The organism is Agromyces sp. NPDC052230 (assembly GCF_040679595.1).
Lineage (GTDB): Bacteria > Actinomycetota > Actinomycetes > Actinomycetales > Microbacteriaceae > Agromyces.
In genome coordinates this window covers 100151-115524 of sequence record NZ_JBFAVC010000007.1, presented here as the reverse complement: position 1 = coordinate 115524, position 15374 = coordinate 100151, and the positions used below count along the sequence as shown (strand labels likewise).

Sequence of the window (15374 nt, the reverse complement as noted above, 5' to 3'; positions counted from 1 at the left end):
CTCGCCGCATGCGCGTCGGAATCGTCATTCTCCCGCAATACGACTGGCCCGAAGCCGCCCGGCGTTGGCGGGCCGCCGAGGAGTACGGCTTCGATCACGCGTGGACGTACGACCACCTCTCGTGGCGCGGTCTTGCGGGTGAACGATGGCACGCGACCGTGCCGACGCTCACGGCGGCGGCCGGCGTGACGAGCCGCATCCGCCTCGGCACGTTCGTCGCGTCTCCGAACTACCGCCATCCGGTGCCGTTCGCGAAGGACATCGCCACGGTCGACCAGATCTCGGGGGGCCGGATGCTCCTGGGCGTCGGTTCGGGCGGCACCGGGTTCGACGCATCCGTGCTCGGCCAGGCCGACCTCACGCCGCGGCAGCGCTTCGAGCGCTACCGCGAGTTCGCGGAGGCCCTCGACGTGCTGCTGCGCTACGAACCACCGGGTTCCGGCGGTGTCTCGTTCACGGGGGACTGGTATACGGCCGTGCGCGCCCGTATGGTCGGCGAGCCCTCGCAGGAGCCGCGGATACCGCTCCTCCTCGCCGCGGACGGACCCAAGGCGCTCGCCCTCGCGGTGCGCCTCGCCGACGGCTGGGTCACCACAGCGGGCTCGGCCGACGACGCGGAGTCGTGGTGGCGGCGCGCGGGCGAGCTGATCCGCCGCCTCGACGACGTCTGCGCCGACGCGGGCCGCGACCCGTCGACGATCAGCCGCACGCTGCTGCTCGACGACGAAGGTCGCTACGCCCTGTCGAGCATCGATGCGTTCGATGAGGCCCTCGGGCGTGCGACCTCGCTCGGTTACACCGACGTGGTCACGCACTGGCCGCGCGAGCAGGGCCTGTACGCGGGCGACGAGGCGGTGCTCGACGAGGTGGCGCAGCGGCTAGCCTGAAGGCCATGCCCGCGCGACGCTCCAAGCCCCTCACCCGGTGGGAGCCGGCCCCGTTCCTCGTGTTGGTGGTGCTCCTCCTGCTCACGACGTTCGTGCGTCCCGACGCCCCACCCGTGCTGTTCTGGGGCCTCATCGCCCTCATCGTGGCGGCGCTCGGCTGGCTGGCCGCATCGCTCGTGCGCTCGGTCCGCCGGGAGAACCCCGACCAGTGGGGCGATCTCTCCACGCTCGAGGGACTCGAGCTCGTCGATGCGCCACGGCGGTCGCGCGAGGTGCGCGCCGTCGTTCCCGTCGACGACACGCATCGACACCAGCCGGCGATCGAGCTGGCACGCCTGCACGGCGGCGCCGAGCAGGAGGTGGTGCTCGTACCGCGGGCCAGTCGGTGGCTCTCGCGCCGGTATCGCATCGGCGTGCAGCTCGCCGGCGGCGACCGTCCGCGGCACGCGGGATTCCTCGGCCGCGCAACCGAGGACCGGTGGGTCGAGCTGCTCGAGAGCCTCCGCGAGCGCGGTCGGTACGTGCGGGTGCCTGCGCTGATCACGGGCGCCGGGCGGCCCTACGGGGTCGAGCTCGACCTCAGCGGGCTCGCGGCGATCGACGACGCGGGCCGCGACGGGTAGCGGCGGCTCGCGGCATCCGCGGGGTCACTCCTCGACGGCCTCACTGGACGCCATGGCCTGCTCGGTCTCCTGCCGCGCGAGATCGGCACGCACGCGGTCCATGTCGAGCGCGCGCACCTGCGAGATCAGGTCGTCGAGCATGGCGCGGGGGAGCGCCCCGGCTTGTGCGAAGACGCCGATGCCGTCCTTGAACGCCATGATCGTGGGGATCGACGTGATGTTCATCGCGGCGGCCAGCTGCTGCTGGTCTTCGGTGTCGACCTTCGCGAACGTCAGGTCTGGGTTCGCCTCGGATGCCGCCTCGTAGTTCGGGGCGAACTGCAGGCAGGGGCCGCACCAGCCCGCCCAGAAGTCGACGAAGACGGTTCCGCCGTCGAGGATGGTCTTCTCGAAGGTGTCGAGGGTCAGCGCAACGGTAGCCATCGATCCACCCTACGCGTGCCCACTGGACGGTCGACCCGGGTTGCCTGTGGGACGACGGTGTGCCGCTATCGTGAAGGCGTGGTCGCATTCGGTGGGGTGCTGGGATCCTTCCGCCGCCGCGGCACGCCCGATGCGGCGTCCGCGGCCGACGAGGCGCGCCTGCCCGACGCGTCCTCGGCGGCCGACGAGGCGCGCCTGCTCGACGCGGCCATTCCCGACCTCGACTGGCGCGCGTTCCCGCGCGGCACGGAGGTCACGCGCTTCGCCGCGCCGAGCGGCCCGCTCGCGCGGGTGGCGTTCGGACCTGCGTCCGGTCCACGGGTCGTGCTCGTGCCCGGGGCGACCGGCTCGAAGGAGGACTTCGTGCTGATGATGCCGCTCTTCGCGGCATCCGGTTACCGGGTCGAGTCCTTCGACCTCGCCGGGCAGTACGAGTCGGCCGACGCCGGGCCGTGGAACCTCACGCCGCCGCGTGCTCGGTACGACGAACGGCTGTTCCTCGACGACCTGCTCGCCGTCCTCGACGACGGCGCCGGACGGGCCCACGTGCTCGGCTACAGCTTCGCGGGCACGCTGGCGCAGCTCGCGCTCACCGAGCGACCCGACCGGTTCGCGAGCCTCACCCTGCTCAGCGCTCCGCCCGAACCCGGGCTGGCGTTCCGCAGCATCAAGCGCATCGGGCCGATCAGCGGCATCACCTCGGCGCGCCAGGCCGCGGCACTCATGCTCTGGGGCATCCGCAGCAATCTCAACCGGGTGCCGCCGCGCCGGCTCGCGTTCGTGCGCGACCGGTTCGCGCTCACCCGCCGAGAGAGCGTCGACGACATCGTCGAGCTCATGATGCGCACCCCCGATGTGCGCGCCTCCGTCGCCGCCTCGCCGGTGCCGAAGCTCGTGGCCGTGGGCGAGCACGACCTGTGGCCGCGCGAGCTGCATGCTCGGTTCGCGCGCGAGATCGGCGCCCGCTTCGCCGTCTACCCCACCGGCCACAGCCCGTGCGAGACGGCGCCCCACCAGCTGGTGCGCGACATGGAGGCGCTCTTCGCCGAGACCGACGCGACGCCCTGACGGTCGCATGCGGGCGACGGATGCCGCGCGCCGATCAGGCGGGCACCGGCTCCTCGCCGTCGGCGCCCTCGTCCGCCTCATCGGCGGACTCCCAGCGCTCGCGTGCTCGCCGATGCGCTGCCCGTCGCTCGAGCGGCGACCATGCGCGGAACTCGATGGCGAGCGTGTGGAACGCGATGCGCACTCGGCGCCAGAGCCCCGCGAGGGTGTCGAACGGTCGGGCCGACACCCCGACGCGCAGCAGGTCATCGCGCACCACCGTCATGCCGGGCTGGATCCACCACGACAGGTCGAGGTCGTCGTGCACGTCGGCGCGGTCGCGGTGCACGAGTTCGCGCAACTGCAGCCAGGCGTCGCGACGCATGGCGTAGTTCGACCCGAAGACCGGCGGGTGGCCGAGCAGGGGGCCGATGACGCTGAAGTATCCGCCGATGTAGACGTTGCGAGCGATCCAGCGGACGATCGCGTTGCCCCCGTAGAAGACGCCCGACCCGGTGACGATGGTCGGCTGGTCGGCACGCGACATCCGGTGCTCGATCTCGGCGAGCCAGCCGGGCCCGGGCACGGAGTCGGCGTCGAGGCGGGCGAGGATCTCGCCGGTGGCGGCGTCGAAACCCGCCGCCGTCGCCGGCCAGATGCCGCGCAGCGGTTCGACCACGAGCCGGGCACCCGCAGCGACCGCCACGTCGCCCGTGGCATCCGTGGAGCCGTTGTCGACCACGATGACCTCGTCGGGGGGCCGCGTCTGCTGAGCGAGCGCATCGAGGCAGGCGACGAGGTACTCCGCATCGTTGAGACTCGGAACGATGACCGAAATCGTGCCCATCACGGCGAGTCTAGCCACGCGGGCCGAGCGCCATGCACGATTCGTGCGCGTGCGAGGGAGTTTCCGACGAGCACTGTCCCAGCCGGTGCAATGCCCCATAGGCTTCGGTCCAACCGTGGCACCCGAACAGGGGTGCCCCAGTGAAAGGAAGACGATGAAGTCATCTGCCACACCTTCCCGGCGAGCACGGACGGTCGCCATCGCGACCGCCGTGGTCGCCGGATTCGCTTTCGTGCCGACGGGGGCTGCGCTCGCCGCGCCAGCGCCACAAGTGTGCGACACGCGCAACAACAACACCGTCACCAAGCTGCTCGAATGCGTGAGCGCCGAGGGTGCGATGGAGCACCTCGAGGCGTTCCAGGCGATCGCGGACGCGAACGACGACAACCGTGCCGCCGGCACGTCCGGCTACGAAGCGAGCGTCGACTACGTGGTCGAGGTGCTCGAGGGCGCGGGTTGGTCGGTAACGATCGACGAGTTCCCGTACACGTACGTGGGTCCGTCCACGCTGAGGCAGCTCACGCCGATCGATGCCCAGTATCCGACCGGCCCCTTCACGGGCAGTGGCCCCGGCAACGTCACGGCCGCGGTGACGCCGGTCGACCTCCAGCTCGGCCTCGGCAACACGAGCACGAGCGGCTGCGAGGCGGCGGACTTCGTCGGCTTCCCGGCGGGCACCATCGCCCTGATGCAACGCGGCACGTGCCCGTTCGCCACCAAGGCGTTGAACGCCGAAGCCGCCGGAGCAGCGGGCGCCGTCATCTTCAACCAGGGCGACGCCGCCACCGATGCCCGCACGGGCCTCATCGTCGGCACGCTCGGCGGCTCGAATGTGGTCGGCATCCCCGTCGTCGGCGCGAGCTATGACCAGGGCGTGGCGCTCGCGCAGGCCGGCTCGACGGCCAACATCTTCGTGCCGCTCCCCGAGTCGCGGCCGCAGAAGAACGTGATCGCCGAGAAGACCGGCGTGAACGACGACAACGTCGTCATGGCGGGCGCGCACCTCGACTCGGTGCAGGCGGGCCCCGGCATCAACGACAACGGCAGCGGCTCGGCCGCGCTGCTCGAGCTCGCGCAGACCATCTCGAAGCTCGAGCCGCAGAACACCGTCCGCCTCGCGTGGTGGGGCGCCGAGGAATCCGGCCTGATCGGCTCCGAGGAGTACGTCGCCGAGTTGAGCCAGGAAGAGCGCGACCGCATCGCGCTGTACCTGAACTTCGACATGGTGGCCTCGCCCAACTACATCTTCATGGTGTACGACGGCGACGAGTCCGGCTGGACCGCACCCGAGGGCGTCCCGATCCCCGACGGCTCCATCCAGATCGAGGACCTGTTCGAGCGGTACTACACGAGCGTGGGCGCGCCCTACGACGACGCCCAGTTCAGCGGTCGCAGCGACTACGACGCGTTCATCCGGGTCGGTATCCCCGCAGGTGGCCTGTTCACGGGTGCTGAAGTCGTGAAGACGGCGGAGCAGGCGTCGATCTGGGGCGGCACCGCGGGCGCCTCGTACGACCCCTGCTACCACCAGGCGTGCGACACCATCGCCAACCTCGACCCCCACGCGCTCGAAGTGAACGCCGACGCGGTCGCGCTCGCCGTACTCGCATACTCGTACTCGACCGAGTTGGTGAACGGCGTCGTGGGCGTGAGCATCCCCGGCGGTCTGAACCTGCCCGAGGCGGCCGGACCCGAGGGCACCATCGGCGGCAACGCCGGCGGCCTCGACCCCGACCTCGTGCATGACCACGACCACGGGCCGTCCGAGACGGAGTAGTCCGGATCGATCGAACCCAGCGGGGCCCGTCGCAATGAGCGGCGGGCCCCGTTCCCGTGCGGCACACTGGGCGGGTGGAGACGATCGTCAAGCGGCGGGCGGATGCCCCTGACCGGTTCTTCGAGGCCGAGGCTGCCGGCCTCGCGTGGCTCGGGGCGGCGGGCGGCGCGCGCACGGTCGAGGTCGTCGCGGTCGCCCCGGGACGCATCGAACTCGAGCGCGTCGAGGAGGTTCGACCTGATCGGGCCGCCGCGCAGTCGTTCGGTGCGGCCCTCGCCCGCACGCACGCGGCGGGCGCTCGGGCATTCGGTGCGCCGCCCGACGGGTGGAACGGACCCCTCTACATCGGTCGTCGGCCCCTCCCGGCCGCAGCCGAGTCGTCGTGGGGCGCGTTCTACGCCCGCGACCGTGTGCTGCCCTATCTCGAGATCGCCGAGGAGGTCGGGAACGTCACGCCCGAAGAGGCGGACCTCGTCGGGCGGGCGGCGGCGGTCGTTGCATCCGGCGCCTTCGACGACGACGAGCCGCCGGCCCGCATCCACGGCGACCTGTGGAACGGCAACGTCCTGTGGTCGGCCGGGGGTGTGGTGCTCATCGATCCCGCGGCGCACGGCGGGCACCAGGAAACCGACCTCGCGATGCTCGCGCTCTTCGGCTGCCCCTTCTTGGGCGACATGCTGGAATCCTACGAACGGGCGGCGCCGCTGCGCGACGGATGGCGCGACCGGGTGCCGCTGCACCAGCTGCATCCGCTCGCGGTGCACGCGGCGGGGCACGGCCGGGGCTACGGCGTGGCCCTCGCGGAGGCCGCAGAACGAGTGGTGGAACTCGGACGACGAATGCGGGAATAGATTCGGGGAGACATCCGTTCGATACATTTGCATGCAAACGCATGAAACAGGAAGAAAGCCCAGGAGGGCGAGATGCAGTTCGGAATCTTCACCGTCACGGACATCACCCAGGACCCGACGACCGGTCATACCCCGAGCGAGGCCGAGCGCATCCAGGCGACGCTGACCATCGCGAAGCACGCCGAGGAGGTCGGACTCGACGTCTTCGCCATCGGAGAGCACCACAACCCGCCGTTCTGGTCGTCGTCGCCCACGACGACGCTCGCGTACATCGCCGGACAGACCTCGACGCTGCAGCTCTCCACCGCGACCACGCTGATCACCACCAACGATCCGGTGAAGCTCGCCGAGGACTACTCGATGCTGCAGCACGTCTCGGGCGGCCGCGTCGACCTCATGCTCGGCCGCGGCAACACCGGCCCGGTGTACCCCTGGTTCGGCCAGGACATCCGCCAGGGCCTGCCGCTCGCCCTCGAGAACTACGAGCTCCTCCACCGCCTGTGGCGCGAGGACGTCGTGGACTGGTCGGGCAACTTCCGCACCCCGCTGCAGGGGTTCACGGCCACCCCGCGGCCCCTCGACGACGTGCCCCCGTTCGTCTGGCACGGCTCGATCCGCACCCCCGAGGTCGCCGACCAGGCCGCCTTCTACGGCGACGGCTTCTTCGCGAACCACATCTTCTGGCCCGCCTCGCACACCCAGCGCATGATCGCCCTCTACCGCCAGCGCTTCGAGCACCACGGCCACGGCACCGCCGCGCAGGCGATCGTCGGCCTCGGTGGGCAGGTGTTCATGCGCAAGAATTCGCAGGACGCCGTCGACGAGTTCCGTCCGTACTTCGACAACGCCCCGGTGTACGGCCACGGCCCGAGCCTCGAGGAGTTCACGCAGCAGACGCCGCTCACGGTCGGCAGCCCGCAGGAGGTCATCGACCGCACGCTCGGCTACCGCGACTACGTCGGCGACTACCAGCGCCAGCTCTGGCTCATGGACCACGCCGGGCTCCCGCTCAAGACGGTGCTCGAGCAGCTCGACCTGCTCGGCGAGGAGGTCGTGCCGGTGCTCCGCAGGGAGTTCGCGAAGAACCGACCCGCTGAGGTTCCGGATGCCCCGACCCACGCGTCGCTCGTCACGGCCAAGTACGGCGATGCCGCACCCCGCCAGGCGACGCCCAACGCGAACCGCGGCGACAACCTGACCCTCGGATCGCCCTACCAGGACACCGCAGCCGTGACGTCTGCAAAGCCCGGCTCCGCCTTCGGCGCCGCCGCCACCCGGAAGGAGTTCGTGCGATGACCACGAAGCGCATCGTCGTGATCTCGGCGGGTCTCTCGACGCCGAGCTCGACCCGGCAGCTCGCCGATCGTCTGACCGCCGATGCGGCCGCGATCCTCCGTGAACGCGGCGTCGAGGTGGAGGCGCAGGTCTTCGAACTGCGCGACCTCGCGCACGACATCACGAACAACCTGCTCATGGGCTTCGCCCCGCCGAAGCTCGAGGAGGCGCTGGAGGCCGTCTCGAGGGCCGACGGGCTGATCGCGGTGACGCCGATCTTCACGACGAGCTATGCGGGACTCTTCAAGTCGTTCATCGACGTGGTCGACCCGCAGGCGCTCACCGACCTGCCGGTGCTCATCGGCGCGACCGGCGGCACCCCTCGCCACTCGCTCGCGATCGACTACGCGATCCGGCCGCTGTTCACCTACCTGCACGCGATCCCGGTCACGACGGGCGTGTTCGCCGCCACGAGCGACTGGGGCACCGGTGGCGATGGGGTTCGTTCGCTGCCCGATCGCATCTTCCGAGGCGCGAAGGAATTCGCCGACCTGGTGGAGCGCACCGACCGTTCGGATCGGGTGAACGATCCGTTCGCGCTCGACCGCCCGGCCGGGCACCTCGTCGGCGGGTTCACCGGCCAGTAGCACCGGCCCGCGGCGGCCATGGCTCGCGGTGGCGGCCCGAATTCGGGACGCCACCGCGAGGACGAGCCGTCGGATGCCGACGACGACCGCGATCGTCACCCGGGCCGCTCCACCCTGCCCGGGTGAACGGCGGGCGACGGAGCTCAGTCGTCCAGGACGAACGTGACCTCGAGCGTGACCGACCACTCGATCACGCGGTCTCCCTCGACCTTGACCTTCTGTTCCTTCACCCAGGCGCCCTTGACGCCGCGCAGCGTGGCTGCGGCGCGTCCGATGCCGACCGCGACCGCGTCGTCGAAGCTCTTCTCTGAATAGGCGGTGATCGTGGTGACCCTTGCGACGGATGACATGTTTCCTCCTCGAATCAACGGGTGTTCCATTCGCGCCCCATACTGCTCCCAGGCCGGTTCCCCCGCGAGGGGTTGACGAACGGATGCCACGAGCCGACCTTCGGGATCGCACCGGGGAACGGCATCCGACGATCCGATGAATCCTCGGCGTCGGAGCCGCGATCCGTCACCGGCGCCGCTCGAGGGCACCCACGCTGGAGTCGTGAATGTCGCCCTCCTCGCAGAATCGTTCCTCCCGCACATGAACGGCGTGACCCATTCCCTGCTGCAGGTGCTGCGTCACCTCGAGCGCCGAGGCCACCAGGCGCTCGTCATCGCGCCCCGGTCCGGGCCCGTCGATCGGTCCCTGTACCGCGCTCGCACCGTGCTGCTGCCCTCCATACCGCTGCCGAGCTACCCCGACGTGCGGGTGGTGCTCTCGGGTGCGCACCGGCTCGCCGGCGTCATGCGCGACCACGGCGCCGACGTGCTGCACCTCGCCTCGCCGTTCGTGCTCGGCTGGCGGGGGATCGTGGCCGCGGAGCCGCTCGGCATCCCGTCGGTCGCCGTGTACCAGACTGACATCCCCTCCTACGCCGAACGCTACGGCGTGCCGGGCGCGGCGCCCGCGCTCACGCGGCACCTCGGTCGGCTGCACCGTCGCGCCACGCTCACGCTCGCCCCGTCGACGTCGGCGCTCGACCGGCTCGGCGAGCTCGGCGTCGACGGTGACCGCCTTCGACGCTGGGGACGCGGCGTCGACACCGAGCGATTCGCCCCGGGCCGTCGCAGCGAGCACTGGCGGCGCCGGATCGCGCCCGAAGGGGAGGTGCTCGTCGGGTACGTCGGGCGGCTCGCGCCCGAGAAGCAGGTCGAGGACCTGCGGGCGATCGCCGACCTGCCGCGCACGCGCCTCGTCGTCATCGGCGACGGTCCGTCGCGTCCGTCGCTCGAACGGCTCCTGCCCGAGGCGCACTTCACGGGCTTCCTCGGCGGCGACGCGCTCGCCGAGGCGATGGCGAGCCTCGACGTGTTCGTGCATCCCGGGGAGAGCGAGACGTTCTGCCAGACGATCCAGGAATCACTCGCGAGCGGTGTGCCGGTCGTGGCGACCGGCCGCGGCGGACCGCTCGACCTCGTGCACTCGAGCGTCGACGGCTGGCTGTACCGGCCGGGCGACCTCGTCGAGCTCCGGGAGCGAGTGCGCGACCTCGTGGGCGACGACGCCAAGCGGCGCGCATTCGGCGCTCGCGCGCGGCTTTCGGTTCGGGGGCGCGGCTGGGACGTGCTGGGCGACGAGCTCATCGCCCACTACGGGGATGCGATCGCCATGGCCGGGCCCGCGCGCCGGCGGGTCCTCGACATCGCCGACCGCGGCGTTCGGGCGGGGTAACCGGTGGCGGCCGAGCGCTCAGCCGCTCTTGCGGCGGAACTCGCGCTTGTGATCGGCCGGACCCTGGGTCTGCCGAGCCGCGCCGCCACCGTCGAGGTGCGACTCGCCTTCGCGCTCCTTGGCGGCCGAGTTCTTGCGCTCGAGCGCCTCCCGGAACTTGCGCTTGGTCTCGTCGGAGGGGCCGGTGCTGCTCTGCTCGTCGGACGTCATGGGTTCGAGTCTGGCATGGATGCCGCTGCACCACGGCACCCGACCGTGGGCCGAAACCCGGCACCTGCTAGAGTTGGAGCGGTTGTCCGATGGACGCCGTCGTCTGATGCGCCGCGAAGCGGTGCGACATCCGCTTCGGATGCAGGCCACAACCGAACATCGAGCACCCATGGAGCAGGCCGGCAGGAAGCTGGTCCCCTGTGGTGGATTACCAAGCGCGGCTTGGTGAACTTCTACTGGTGGCCAGCGTGAGCGCGTCGCCCTGATGCGTTTCGTAATGCCTGTTCCTGCTCCGACGTTGAGTCGTGCCCATACGGGGTGCGACGTAAAACAAAGGAGACGACCTCTTGGAAGGTCCTGAAATCACGTTCGCCGAAACCGTCATCGACAATGGCAGGTTCGGCACCCGCACCGTCCGCTTCGAGACCGGGCGCCTCGCCCAGCAGGCACAGGGCTCCGCCGTGGCCTACCTCGATGAGGAGACCATGCTGCTCTCGGCGACCTCGGTCTCGAAGCAGCCGAAGGAGCACTTCGACTTCTTCCCGCTCACGATCGACGTCGAGGAGCGGATGTACGCCGCGGGGCGCATCCCCGGCTCGTTCTTCCGCCGCGAGGGCCGCCCCTCCACCGAGGCGATCCTCACGTGCCGTCTCATCGACCGCCCGCTGCGCCCCTCGTTCGTCGAGGGCCTCCGTAACGAGGTCCAGGTCGTCGTCACCGTGCTCGCCATCGAGCCCGACGAGTACTACGACGTCCTCGCGATCAACGCGGCGTCGCTCTCCACGCAGCTCTCCGGCCTCCCGTTCTCGGGTCCGGTGGGCGGGGTGCGCGTCGCCCTCATCGACGGCCAGTGGGTCGGGTTCCCGAAGTACTCGCAGATCGACGAGGCCGTGTTCAGCATGGTCGTCGCCGGCCGCGTGATCACCGAGGCCGACGGATCGCAGGATGTCGCGATCATGATGATCGAGGCCGAGGCGCCCGACAACGCCTGGAACCTCATCCAGGCCGGCGGCGTCAAGCCCGACGAGAACGTCATCGCGCAGGGCATCGAGGCGTCGAAGCCGTTCATCAAGCAGCTCGTCGAGGCGCAGCAGCAGGTTGCGGCCACCGCGGCGAAGCCGACCGCCGACTACCCGACGTTCCCGCCCTACCAGGACGAGACGAAGGGCGTCGTCGAGGCGTTCGCGCTCGAGGAGCTCAAGGGCATCTACCAGATCGCCGGCAAGACCGAGCGTCAGGACGCCGACGACGCCCTCAAGGCTCGTGTCAAGGAGCACGTCGCGGCGAAGGTCGAGGCGGGGGAGCTCCCCGAGTCGGCGAACGCCGAGGTGTCCGCAGCCTACAAGTCGGTCACGAAGCACGTCGTCCGTTCGCGCGTGCTCGAGGAGGGCGTGCGCATCGACGGTCGTGGCCTCCGTGACATCCGCCCGCTCGACGCCGAGGTGCAGGTCGTGCCGCGCGTGCACGGCTCGGCCATCTTCCAGCGCGGTGAGACCCAGATCCTCGGGGTCACCACGCTGAACATGCTGAAGCTCGAGCAGCAGATCGACTCGCTGAGCCCGGTCACCAAGAAGCGCTACATGCACAACTACAACTTCCCGCCCTACTCGACCGGTGAGACCGGTCGCGTCGGGTCGCCGAAGCGTCGTGAGATCGGGCACGGAGCCCTCGCCGAGCGCGCCCTCATGCCGGTGCTGCCCACCCGCGAGGAGTTCCCCTACGCGATCCGTCAGGTCTCCGAGGCGCTCGGGTCCAACGGTTCGACGTCGATGGGGTCGGTCTGCGCTTCGACGCTGTCGCTCCTGAACGCGGGCGTGCCGCTGCGTGCACCCGTCGCGGGCATCGCGATGGGGCTCATCTCCGACACCGTGAACGGTGAGACCCGCTACGCGGCGCTCACCGACATCCTGGGTGCCGAGGACGCGCTGGGCGACATGGACTTCAAGGTCGCCGGCACGAGCGAGTTCGTCACCGCGATCCAGCTCGACACCAAGCTCGACGGCATCCCCGCCTCGGTGCTGGCCGGCGCGCTGACGCAGGCGAAGGAGGCGCGCACCACGATCCTCACCGTGCTGAACGCCGCCATCGAGGGTCCCGACGAGATGGCGCCCACGGCGCCGCGCGTCATCAGCGTGCAGATCCCGGTCGACAAGATCGGCGAGCTCATCGGGCCCAAGGGCAAGACGATCAACGCCATCCAGGACGAGACCGGCGCCGAGATCTCCATCGAGGAGGACGGCACCGTCTACATCGGCGCGACCGACGGCCCGTCGGCCGAGGCCGCCCGTGCCCAGGTGAACGCGATCGCCAACCCCACCAACCCCGAGGTCGGCGAGCAGTTCCTCGGCACGGTCGTGAAGCTGGCCGCGTTCGGCGCATTCATCTCGCTGCTGCCCGGCAAGGACGGCCTGCTGCACATCTCCGAGGTGCGCAAGCTCGCCGGCGGCAAGCGCGTCGAGAACGTCGAGGACGTGCTCGGCGTCGGCCAGAAGATCCTGGTCGAGATCACGAAGATCGACGACCGCGGCAAGCTCTCGCTCGCCCCGGTGCTGGCCGAGGAGGCCGGTGCCGAGGGTGGCGACGCCAACGGCGGCGGCACCGCCCGCGCGCACAGCGAAGAGCCCGCAGAGGGCGTCGAGGTCTAGGCCTCACCCTGACGCACGGATGCCCCGCCCGATTCGTCCGGGCGGGGCATCCGTCGTCTCGCTACAGCAGGGGGAACGTGGCGCGGAGGGCGGCGTCGCGTTCGGCGAGTGCGGCGTCGGCGGCGGATCGCTCCGCCATGCGGCGCAGGATCCGTTCGCGGTCGGTGCGGCGCATCGCGCGACGCCGGCCCCAGCGCGCCAGCGCGAGGCCTGCCCGCACCGCCCATCCGGCGAGACGGCCGGAGGCGGGGGAGAGGGTTGCGGAGTTCATCGTTCCTCCTTCGAGGGGGGTTCGCTCGTGGGCTCGCCGCGCACGAGCGGGAATGCGTTGATGTGGATCTGCACCGGGCGTGAGCCCGCCGACGGCGTTCGCTTGTACGCGTCGATGTACTTCTTCAGCACGACGTCGATGTCGGTCACGAGGCCGTGCAGCTGCTCGGGCGTGAGGCGGAGGTTGATGGTGTCGGATGTCGCGACGTCGAGCCACTCGGACCCGAACACCTGCTCGCCCTCGGCGGTGTACTCGCGGAAGTTCTGTTCCCGCGAGCGGTACCACTCGTCTTCGACGAGCTTCACGGCGAGGCGCTCGGCGCTGCCCGGTGGCAGGTTGCGGGCGTCGGGGATGGCGATGGAGCCCGGACGTCGCTCCCACCATCGTTCGCGGCCCTTGCCGCGCGTCTCGTCCTCGCGCACGAGGCCGGCCCGCTCGAGCTGGCGCAGGTGGTAGCTCGTCGCGCCGCTCGACTCGCCGAGCCGTTCCGCGAGCCCGCTCGCGGTCAGGGGGCCGTATGCCGAGAGTTCATCGTAGATGCGCACGCGCAGCGGGTGCCCGAGGCTCTTGAGGCTCGAGCTCGTGAGAACGTGGTCGATGCCAGGGTGCCGCGTGCTGCTCGGCTGGGACTCGAGGTTCTCTGGCGTCGTGTTCATGATGCAAAGATACCGATGCAAAGAATACTTTGCAAGTATTTATTTGCAACGAATCCTTTGCGTGTCGGTCACGATGCACCGATGCGGGTCAGTGCCGCCCGAGCCAGGCGATCGGCAGCGCCCGACGCTCGGTCGAAGTAGAGCATGGGCTCGATCGCCTCGAGTTCCAGCACCGCGAGCCGGTCGTCGATCCGGACCAGGTCGAGCCGGGCGTACAGCAGGTCGAAGGGGATACGGGCGAGCATGTCGTCCACCTCGGCCAGGTCCGTTGCAGGGAGGTGGCCGGGCTCGACCGATCCGCCATAGATGCCGTGGGCGCGGAAGTCCCCCGGCGCCGGCGCCTTGCGCAACACGTGGCTGCGTCGTCCGTCGATGTAGATCAGGGACCATTCGCCATCGGACATGACGGCTTCGGCGAGCGGCTGCACCAGGAGCTCCCTCCCCGGCTCCAGGGCATCGAGAACGCCCGCGAGCCCTCTGGCGGGAAGACGACGCACCTCCATGGCGCCCGCGCCGATCACGGGCTTCAGCACCAGCTCCTGCCAGCCGGACTGGGCGACCGTCTCGAGTACGTCGTGCCGAGTCGCAGCAGACGCACGCAGCGTGGGCACGATGGGCACGCCCCACCGCTCCAGGTCGAGGAGATAGCCCTTGTCGGCATTCCACCGCGCGACGGCGGCGGAGTTGAACAGCCTGCACGACGACGCCTCGATGTCCGCGAGCCGGTCGAGGAAGGCGGCCGTCTCGTCCACGTAGTCCCACGTGCTCCGGATCAGGGCGACGTCGAATTCGTTCCAGTCGGCGTCGGCATCCGCCCAGACGACCGACTCGGCCTTCACGCCGAGCGACGCGAACGCCGTGATGAGCAGCCGATCGTCGGTGAAGAGCGCGTCGGGGTCGGGGATCTCCCACGTCACGAAGCGCGGGAGTCGCCGGCAGCGGAGCACGGCGACCCGCATGGCTCACTTCCGCCGGTCGAGGAGCGGCCGCAGCCGGAACGGGATGAGCTCGCCCATGGCGAGCGACGTCTCGGTGCGTTCCACGCCGCCGATGGCGAGGATGTCCCGGTCGATGCGGAACAGGTCGTGCGCGTCGCGGCAGACGACGCGCACGAGCAGGTCGACCGACCCCGAGAGGCCGTGCGCCTGGATCACCTCGGGGATCCCGCCGATCTCGTCGACCACCTCGGCGAGCCGTTTCTGCTGCACGTGCACCGAGATGAACGCCTCGAGCGGGAAGCCGAGCGGCACCGGATCGATGCTGCGCTCGAACGAGAGGAAGGCGCCGGATGCCTCGAGCCGCGACATCCGCGCCTGCACCGTGTTGCGCGACAGGTTGAGCCGATCGGCGAGCGCCACGACGGTGGCACGGGGGTCGGCCGTGAGCGCAGTCAGGAGCGATCGGTCGACGGCGTCGTAGCCTCTCATAACGTCGCACGATACCACCAGAGCTGGGTGTCGACTGTGCAACATGCTCAACCGTCCACCGAATGC

17 protein-coding genes are annotated in these 15374 nt (G+C 70.3%); 9 read left to right on the top strand and 8 right to left on the bottom strand.

All coding sequences use genetic code 11. The annotated features are described in order from the left end of the window. Positions 1-8 precede the first annotated feature (8 nt). Both AB0K73_RS15855 and AB0K73_RS15850 read left to right on the top strand, forming a co-directional pair. Positions 9-887 carry an LLM class flavin-dependent oxidoreductase gene (locus AB0K73_RS15855; protein WP_360515185.1) on the top strand — a complete coding sequence of 293 codons (879 nt, stop codon included), beginning with the start codon at positions 9-11 and terminating at the stop codon, positions 885-887. A gap of 5 nt (positions 888-892) precedes the next feature. Next, a complete protein-coding gene (locus tag AB0K73_RS15850) occupies positions 893-1510 on the top strand; it encodes a hypothetical protein (protein ID WP_360515188.1) in 618 nt (205 codons plus the stop codon). A 24-nt stretch (positions 1511-1534) separates the two neighbouring features. Here AB0K73_RS15850 and AB0K73_RS15845 read toward each other — a convergent pair whose 3' ends face one another. Beyond that, the gene (locus AB0K73_RS15845; RefSeq protein WP_360515191.1) at positions 1535-1933 is read right to left on the bottom strand and encodes a thioredoxin domain-containing protein; all 399 of its coding nucleotides are present in this window, start codon (positions 1931-1933) and stop codon (positions 1535-1537) included. Between the two features lie 159 nt (positions 1934-2092). Between AB0K73_RS15845 and AB0K73_RS15840 the strand changes: the two genes are divergently transcribed. After that, positions 2093-3001 (top strand): alpha/beta hydrolase, encoded by a 909-nt coding sequence (locus tag AB0K73_RS15840; RefSeq protein ID WP_360515509.1) that lies wholly within the window; start codon positions 2093-2095, stop codon positions 2999-3001. Positions 3002-3035: 34 nt separating this feature from the next. Here the strand turns inward: AB0K73_RS15840 and AB0K73_RS15835 are convergent, their stop codons facing one another. Next, positions 3036-3827 carry a glycosyltransferase family 2 protein gene (locus tag AB0K73_RS15835; RefSeq protein ID WP_360515194.1) on the bottom strand — a complete coding sequence of 264 codons (792 nt, stop codon included), beginning with the start codon at positions 3825-3827 and terminating at the stop codon, positions 3036-3038. Positions 3828-3981: 154 nt separating this feature from the next. Between AB0K73_RS15835 and AB0K73_RS15830 the strand changes: the two genes are divergently transcribed. The 4 genes from AB0K73_RS15830 (at position 3982) to AB0K73_RS15815 (ending at position 8377) form a co-directional block, all read left to right on the top strand. Beyond that, positions 3982-5604, top strand: a complete 1623-nt coding sequence (locus AB0K73_RS15830) for a M28 family peptidase (RefSeq protein WP_360515197.1) — start codon at positions 3982-3984, stop codon at positions 5602-5604. Between the two features lie 83 nt (positions 5605-5687). Further along, positions 5688-6455, top strand: a complete 768-nt coding sequence (locus tag AB0K73_RS15825; protein ID WP_360515513.1) for a fructosamine kinase family protein — start codon at positions 5688-5690, stop codon at positions 6453-6455. 72 nt (positions 6456-6527) lie between these two features. Continuing rightward, positions 6528-7751, top strand: coding sequence for an LLM class flavin-dependent oxidoreductase (locus AB0K73_RS15820; RefSeq protein WP_360515200.1), 1224 nt, complete (start codon positions 6528-6530; stop codon positions 7749-7751). Further along, positions 7748-8377 (top strand): FMN reductase, encoded by a 630-nt coding sequence (locus AB0K73_RS15815; protein WP_360515203.1) that lies wholly within the window; start codon positions 7748-7750, stop codon positions 8375-8377. The genes AB0K73_RS15820 and AB0K73_RS15815 overlap by 4 nt, the downstream gene beginning before the upstream one ends. A gap of 143 nt (positions 8378-8520) precedes the next feature. On the opposite strand, the gene AB0K73_RS15810 is transcribed toward AB0K73_RS15815, so the two are convergent. Next, positions 8521-8727, bottom strand: coding sequence for a dodecin family protein (locus AB0K73_RS15810; protein WP_360515206.1), 207 nt, complete (start codon positions 8725-8727; stop codon positions 8521-8523). Positions 8728-8929: 202 nt separating this feature from the next. Here AB0K73_RS15810 and AB0K73_RS15805 point away from each other — a divergent pair, with 202 nt between their 5' ends. Next, positions 8930-10099 (top strand): glycosyltransferase family 1 protein, encoded by a 1170-nt coding sequence (locus AB0K73_RS15805; protein ID WP_360515209.1) that lies wholly within the window; start codon positions 8930-8932, stop codon positions 10097-10099. Positions 10100-10117: 18 nt separating this feature from the next. Here the strand turns inward: AB0K73_RS15805 and AB0K73_RS15800 are convergent, their stop codons facing one another. Then, positions 10118-10309 (bottom strand): DUF5302 domain-containing protein, encoded by a 192-nt coding sequence (locus AB0K73_RS15800; RefSeq protein WP_360515212.1) that lies wholly within the window; start codon positions 10307-10309, stop codon positions 10118-10120. Between the two features lie 347 nt (positions 10310-10656). Here AB0K73_RS15800 and AB0K73_RS15795 point away from each other — a divergent pair, with 347 nt between their 5' ends. Continuing rightward, positions 10657-12954 (top strand): polyribonucleotide nucleotidyltransferase, encoded by a 2298-nt coding sequence (locus tag AB0K73_RS15795; protein WP_360515215.1) that lies wholly within the window; start codon positions 10657-10659, stop codon positions 12952-12954. A 61-nt stretch (positions 12955-13015) separates the two neighbouring features. Here the strand turns inward: AB0K73_RS15795 and AB0K73_RS15790 are convergent, their stop codons facing one another. The 4 genes from AB0K73_RS15790 to AB0K73_RS15775 form a co-directional block, all read right to left on the bottom strand. Next, a complete protein-coding gene (locus AB0K73_RS15790) occupies positions 13016-13225 on the bottom strand; it encodes a hypothetical protein (protein ID WP_360515218.1) in 210 nt (69 codons plus the stop codon). Further along, positions 13222-13881, bottom strand: a complete 660-nt coding sequence (locus tag AB0K73_RS15785) for a helix-turn-helix domain-containing protein (RefSeq protein WP_360515221.1) — start codon at positions 13879-13881, stop codon at positions 13222-13224. The genes AB0K73_RS15790 and AB0K73_RS15785 overlap by 4 nt, the downstream gene beginning before the upstream one ends. 68 nt (positions 13882-13949) lie before the next feature. Next, entirely contained in the window at positions 13950-14840 is an 891-nt protein-coding gene (locus AB0K73_RS15780) for a hypothetical protein (RefSeq protein ID WP_360515224.1), read from the bottom strand. A gap of 3 nt (positions 14841-14843) precedes the next feature. Beyond that, the gene (locus AB0K73_RS15775; protein WP_360515227.1) at positions 14844-15308 is read right to left on the bottom strand and encodes an Lrp/AsnC family transcriptional regulator; all 465 of its coding nucleotides are present in this window, start codon (positions 15306-15308) and stop codon (positions 14844-14846) included. Positions 15309-15374 lie beyond the last annotated feature (66 nt).

Coding starts and splice junctions, on each gene's coding strand:
- AB0K73_RS15820 (WP_360515200.1), top strand. CDS start 6,528: ATGCAGTTCGGAATCTTCACCGTCACGGACATCACCCAGGACCCGACG.
- AB0K73_RS15775 (WP_360515227.1), bottom strand. CDS start 15,308: ATGAGAGGCTACGACGCCGTCGACCGATCGCTCCTGACTGCGCTCACG.
- AB0K73_RS15835 (WP_360515194.1), bottom strand. CDS start 3,827: ATGGGCACGATTTCGGTCATCGTTCCGAGTCTCAACGATGCGGAGTAC.
- AB0K73_RS15785 (WP_360515221.1), bottom strand. CDS start 13,881: ATGAACACGACGCCAGAGAACCTCGAGTCCCAGCCGAGCAGCACGCGG.
- AB0K73_RS15845 (WP_360515191.1), bottom strand. CDS start 1,933: ATGGCTACCGTTGCGCTGACCCTCGACACCTTCGAGAAGACCATCCTC.
- AB0K73_RS15850 (WP_360515188.1), top strand. CDS start 893: ATGCCCGCGCGACGCTCCAAGCCCCTCACCCGGTGGGAGCCGGCCCCG.
- AB0K73_RS15815 (WP_360515203.1), top strand. CDS start 7,748: ATGACCACGAAGCGCATCGTCGTGATCTCGGCGGGTCTCTCGACGCCG.
- AB0K73_RS15830 (WP_360515197.1), top strand. CDS start 3,982: ATGAAGTCATCTGCCACACCTTCCCGGCGAGCACGGACGGTCGCCATC.
- AB0K73_RS15780 (WP_360515224.1), bottom strand. CDS start 14,840: ATGCGGGTCGCCGTGCTCCGCTGCCGGCGACTCCCGCGCTTCGTGACG.
- AB0K73_RS15800 (WP_360515212.1), bottom strand. CDS start 10,309: ATGACGTCCGACGAGCAGAGCAGCACCGGCCCCTCCGACGAGACCAAG.
- AB0K73_RS15790 (WP_360515218.1), bottom strand. CDS start 13,225: ATGAACTCCGCAACCCTCTCCCCCGCCTCCGGCCGTCTCGCCGGATGG.
- AB0K73_RS15855 (WP_360515185.1), top strand. CDS start 9: ATGCGCGTCGGAATCGTCATTCTCCCGCAATACGACTGGCCCGAAGCC.
- AB0K73_RS15810 (WP_360515206.1), bottom strand. CDS start 8,727: ATGTCATCCGTCGCAAGGGTCACCACGATCACCGCCTATTCAGAGAAG.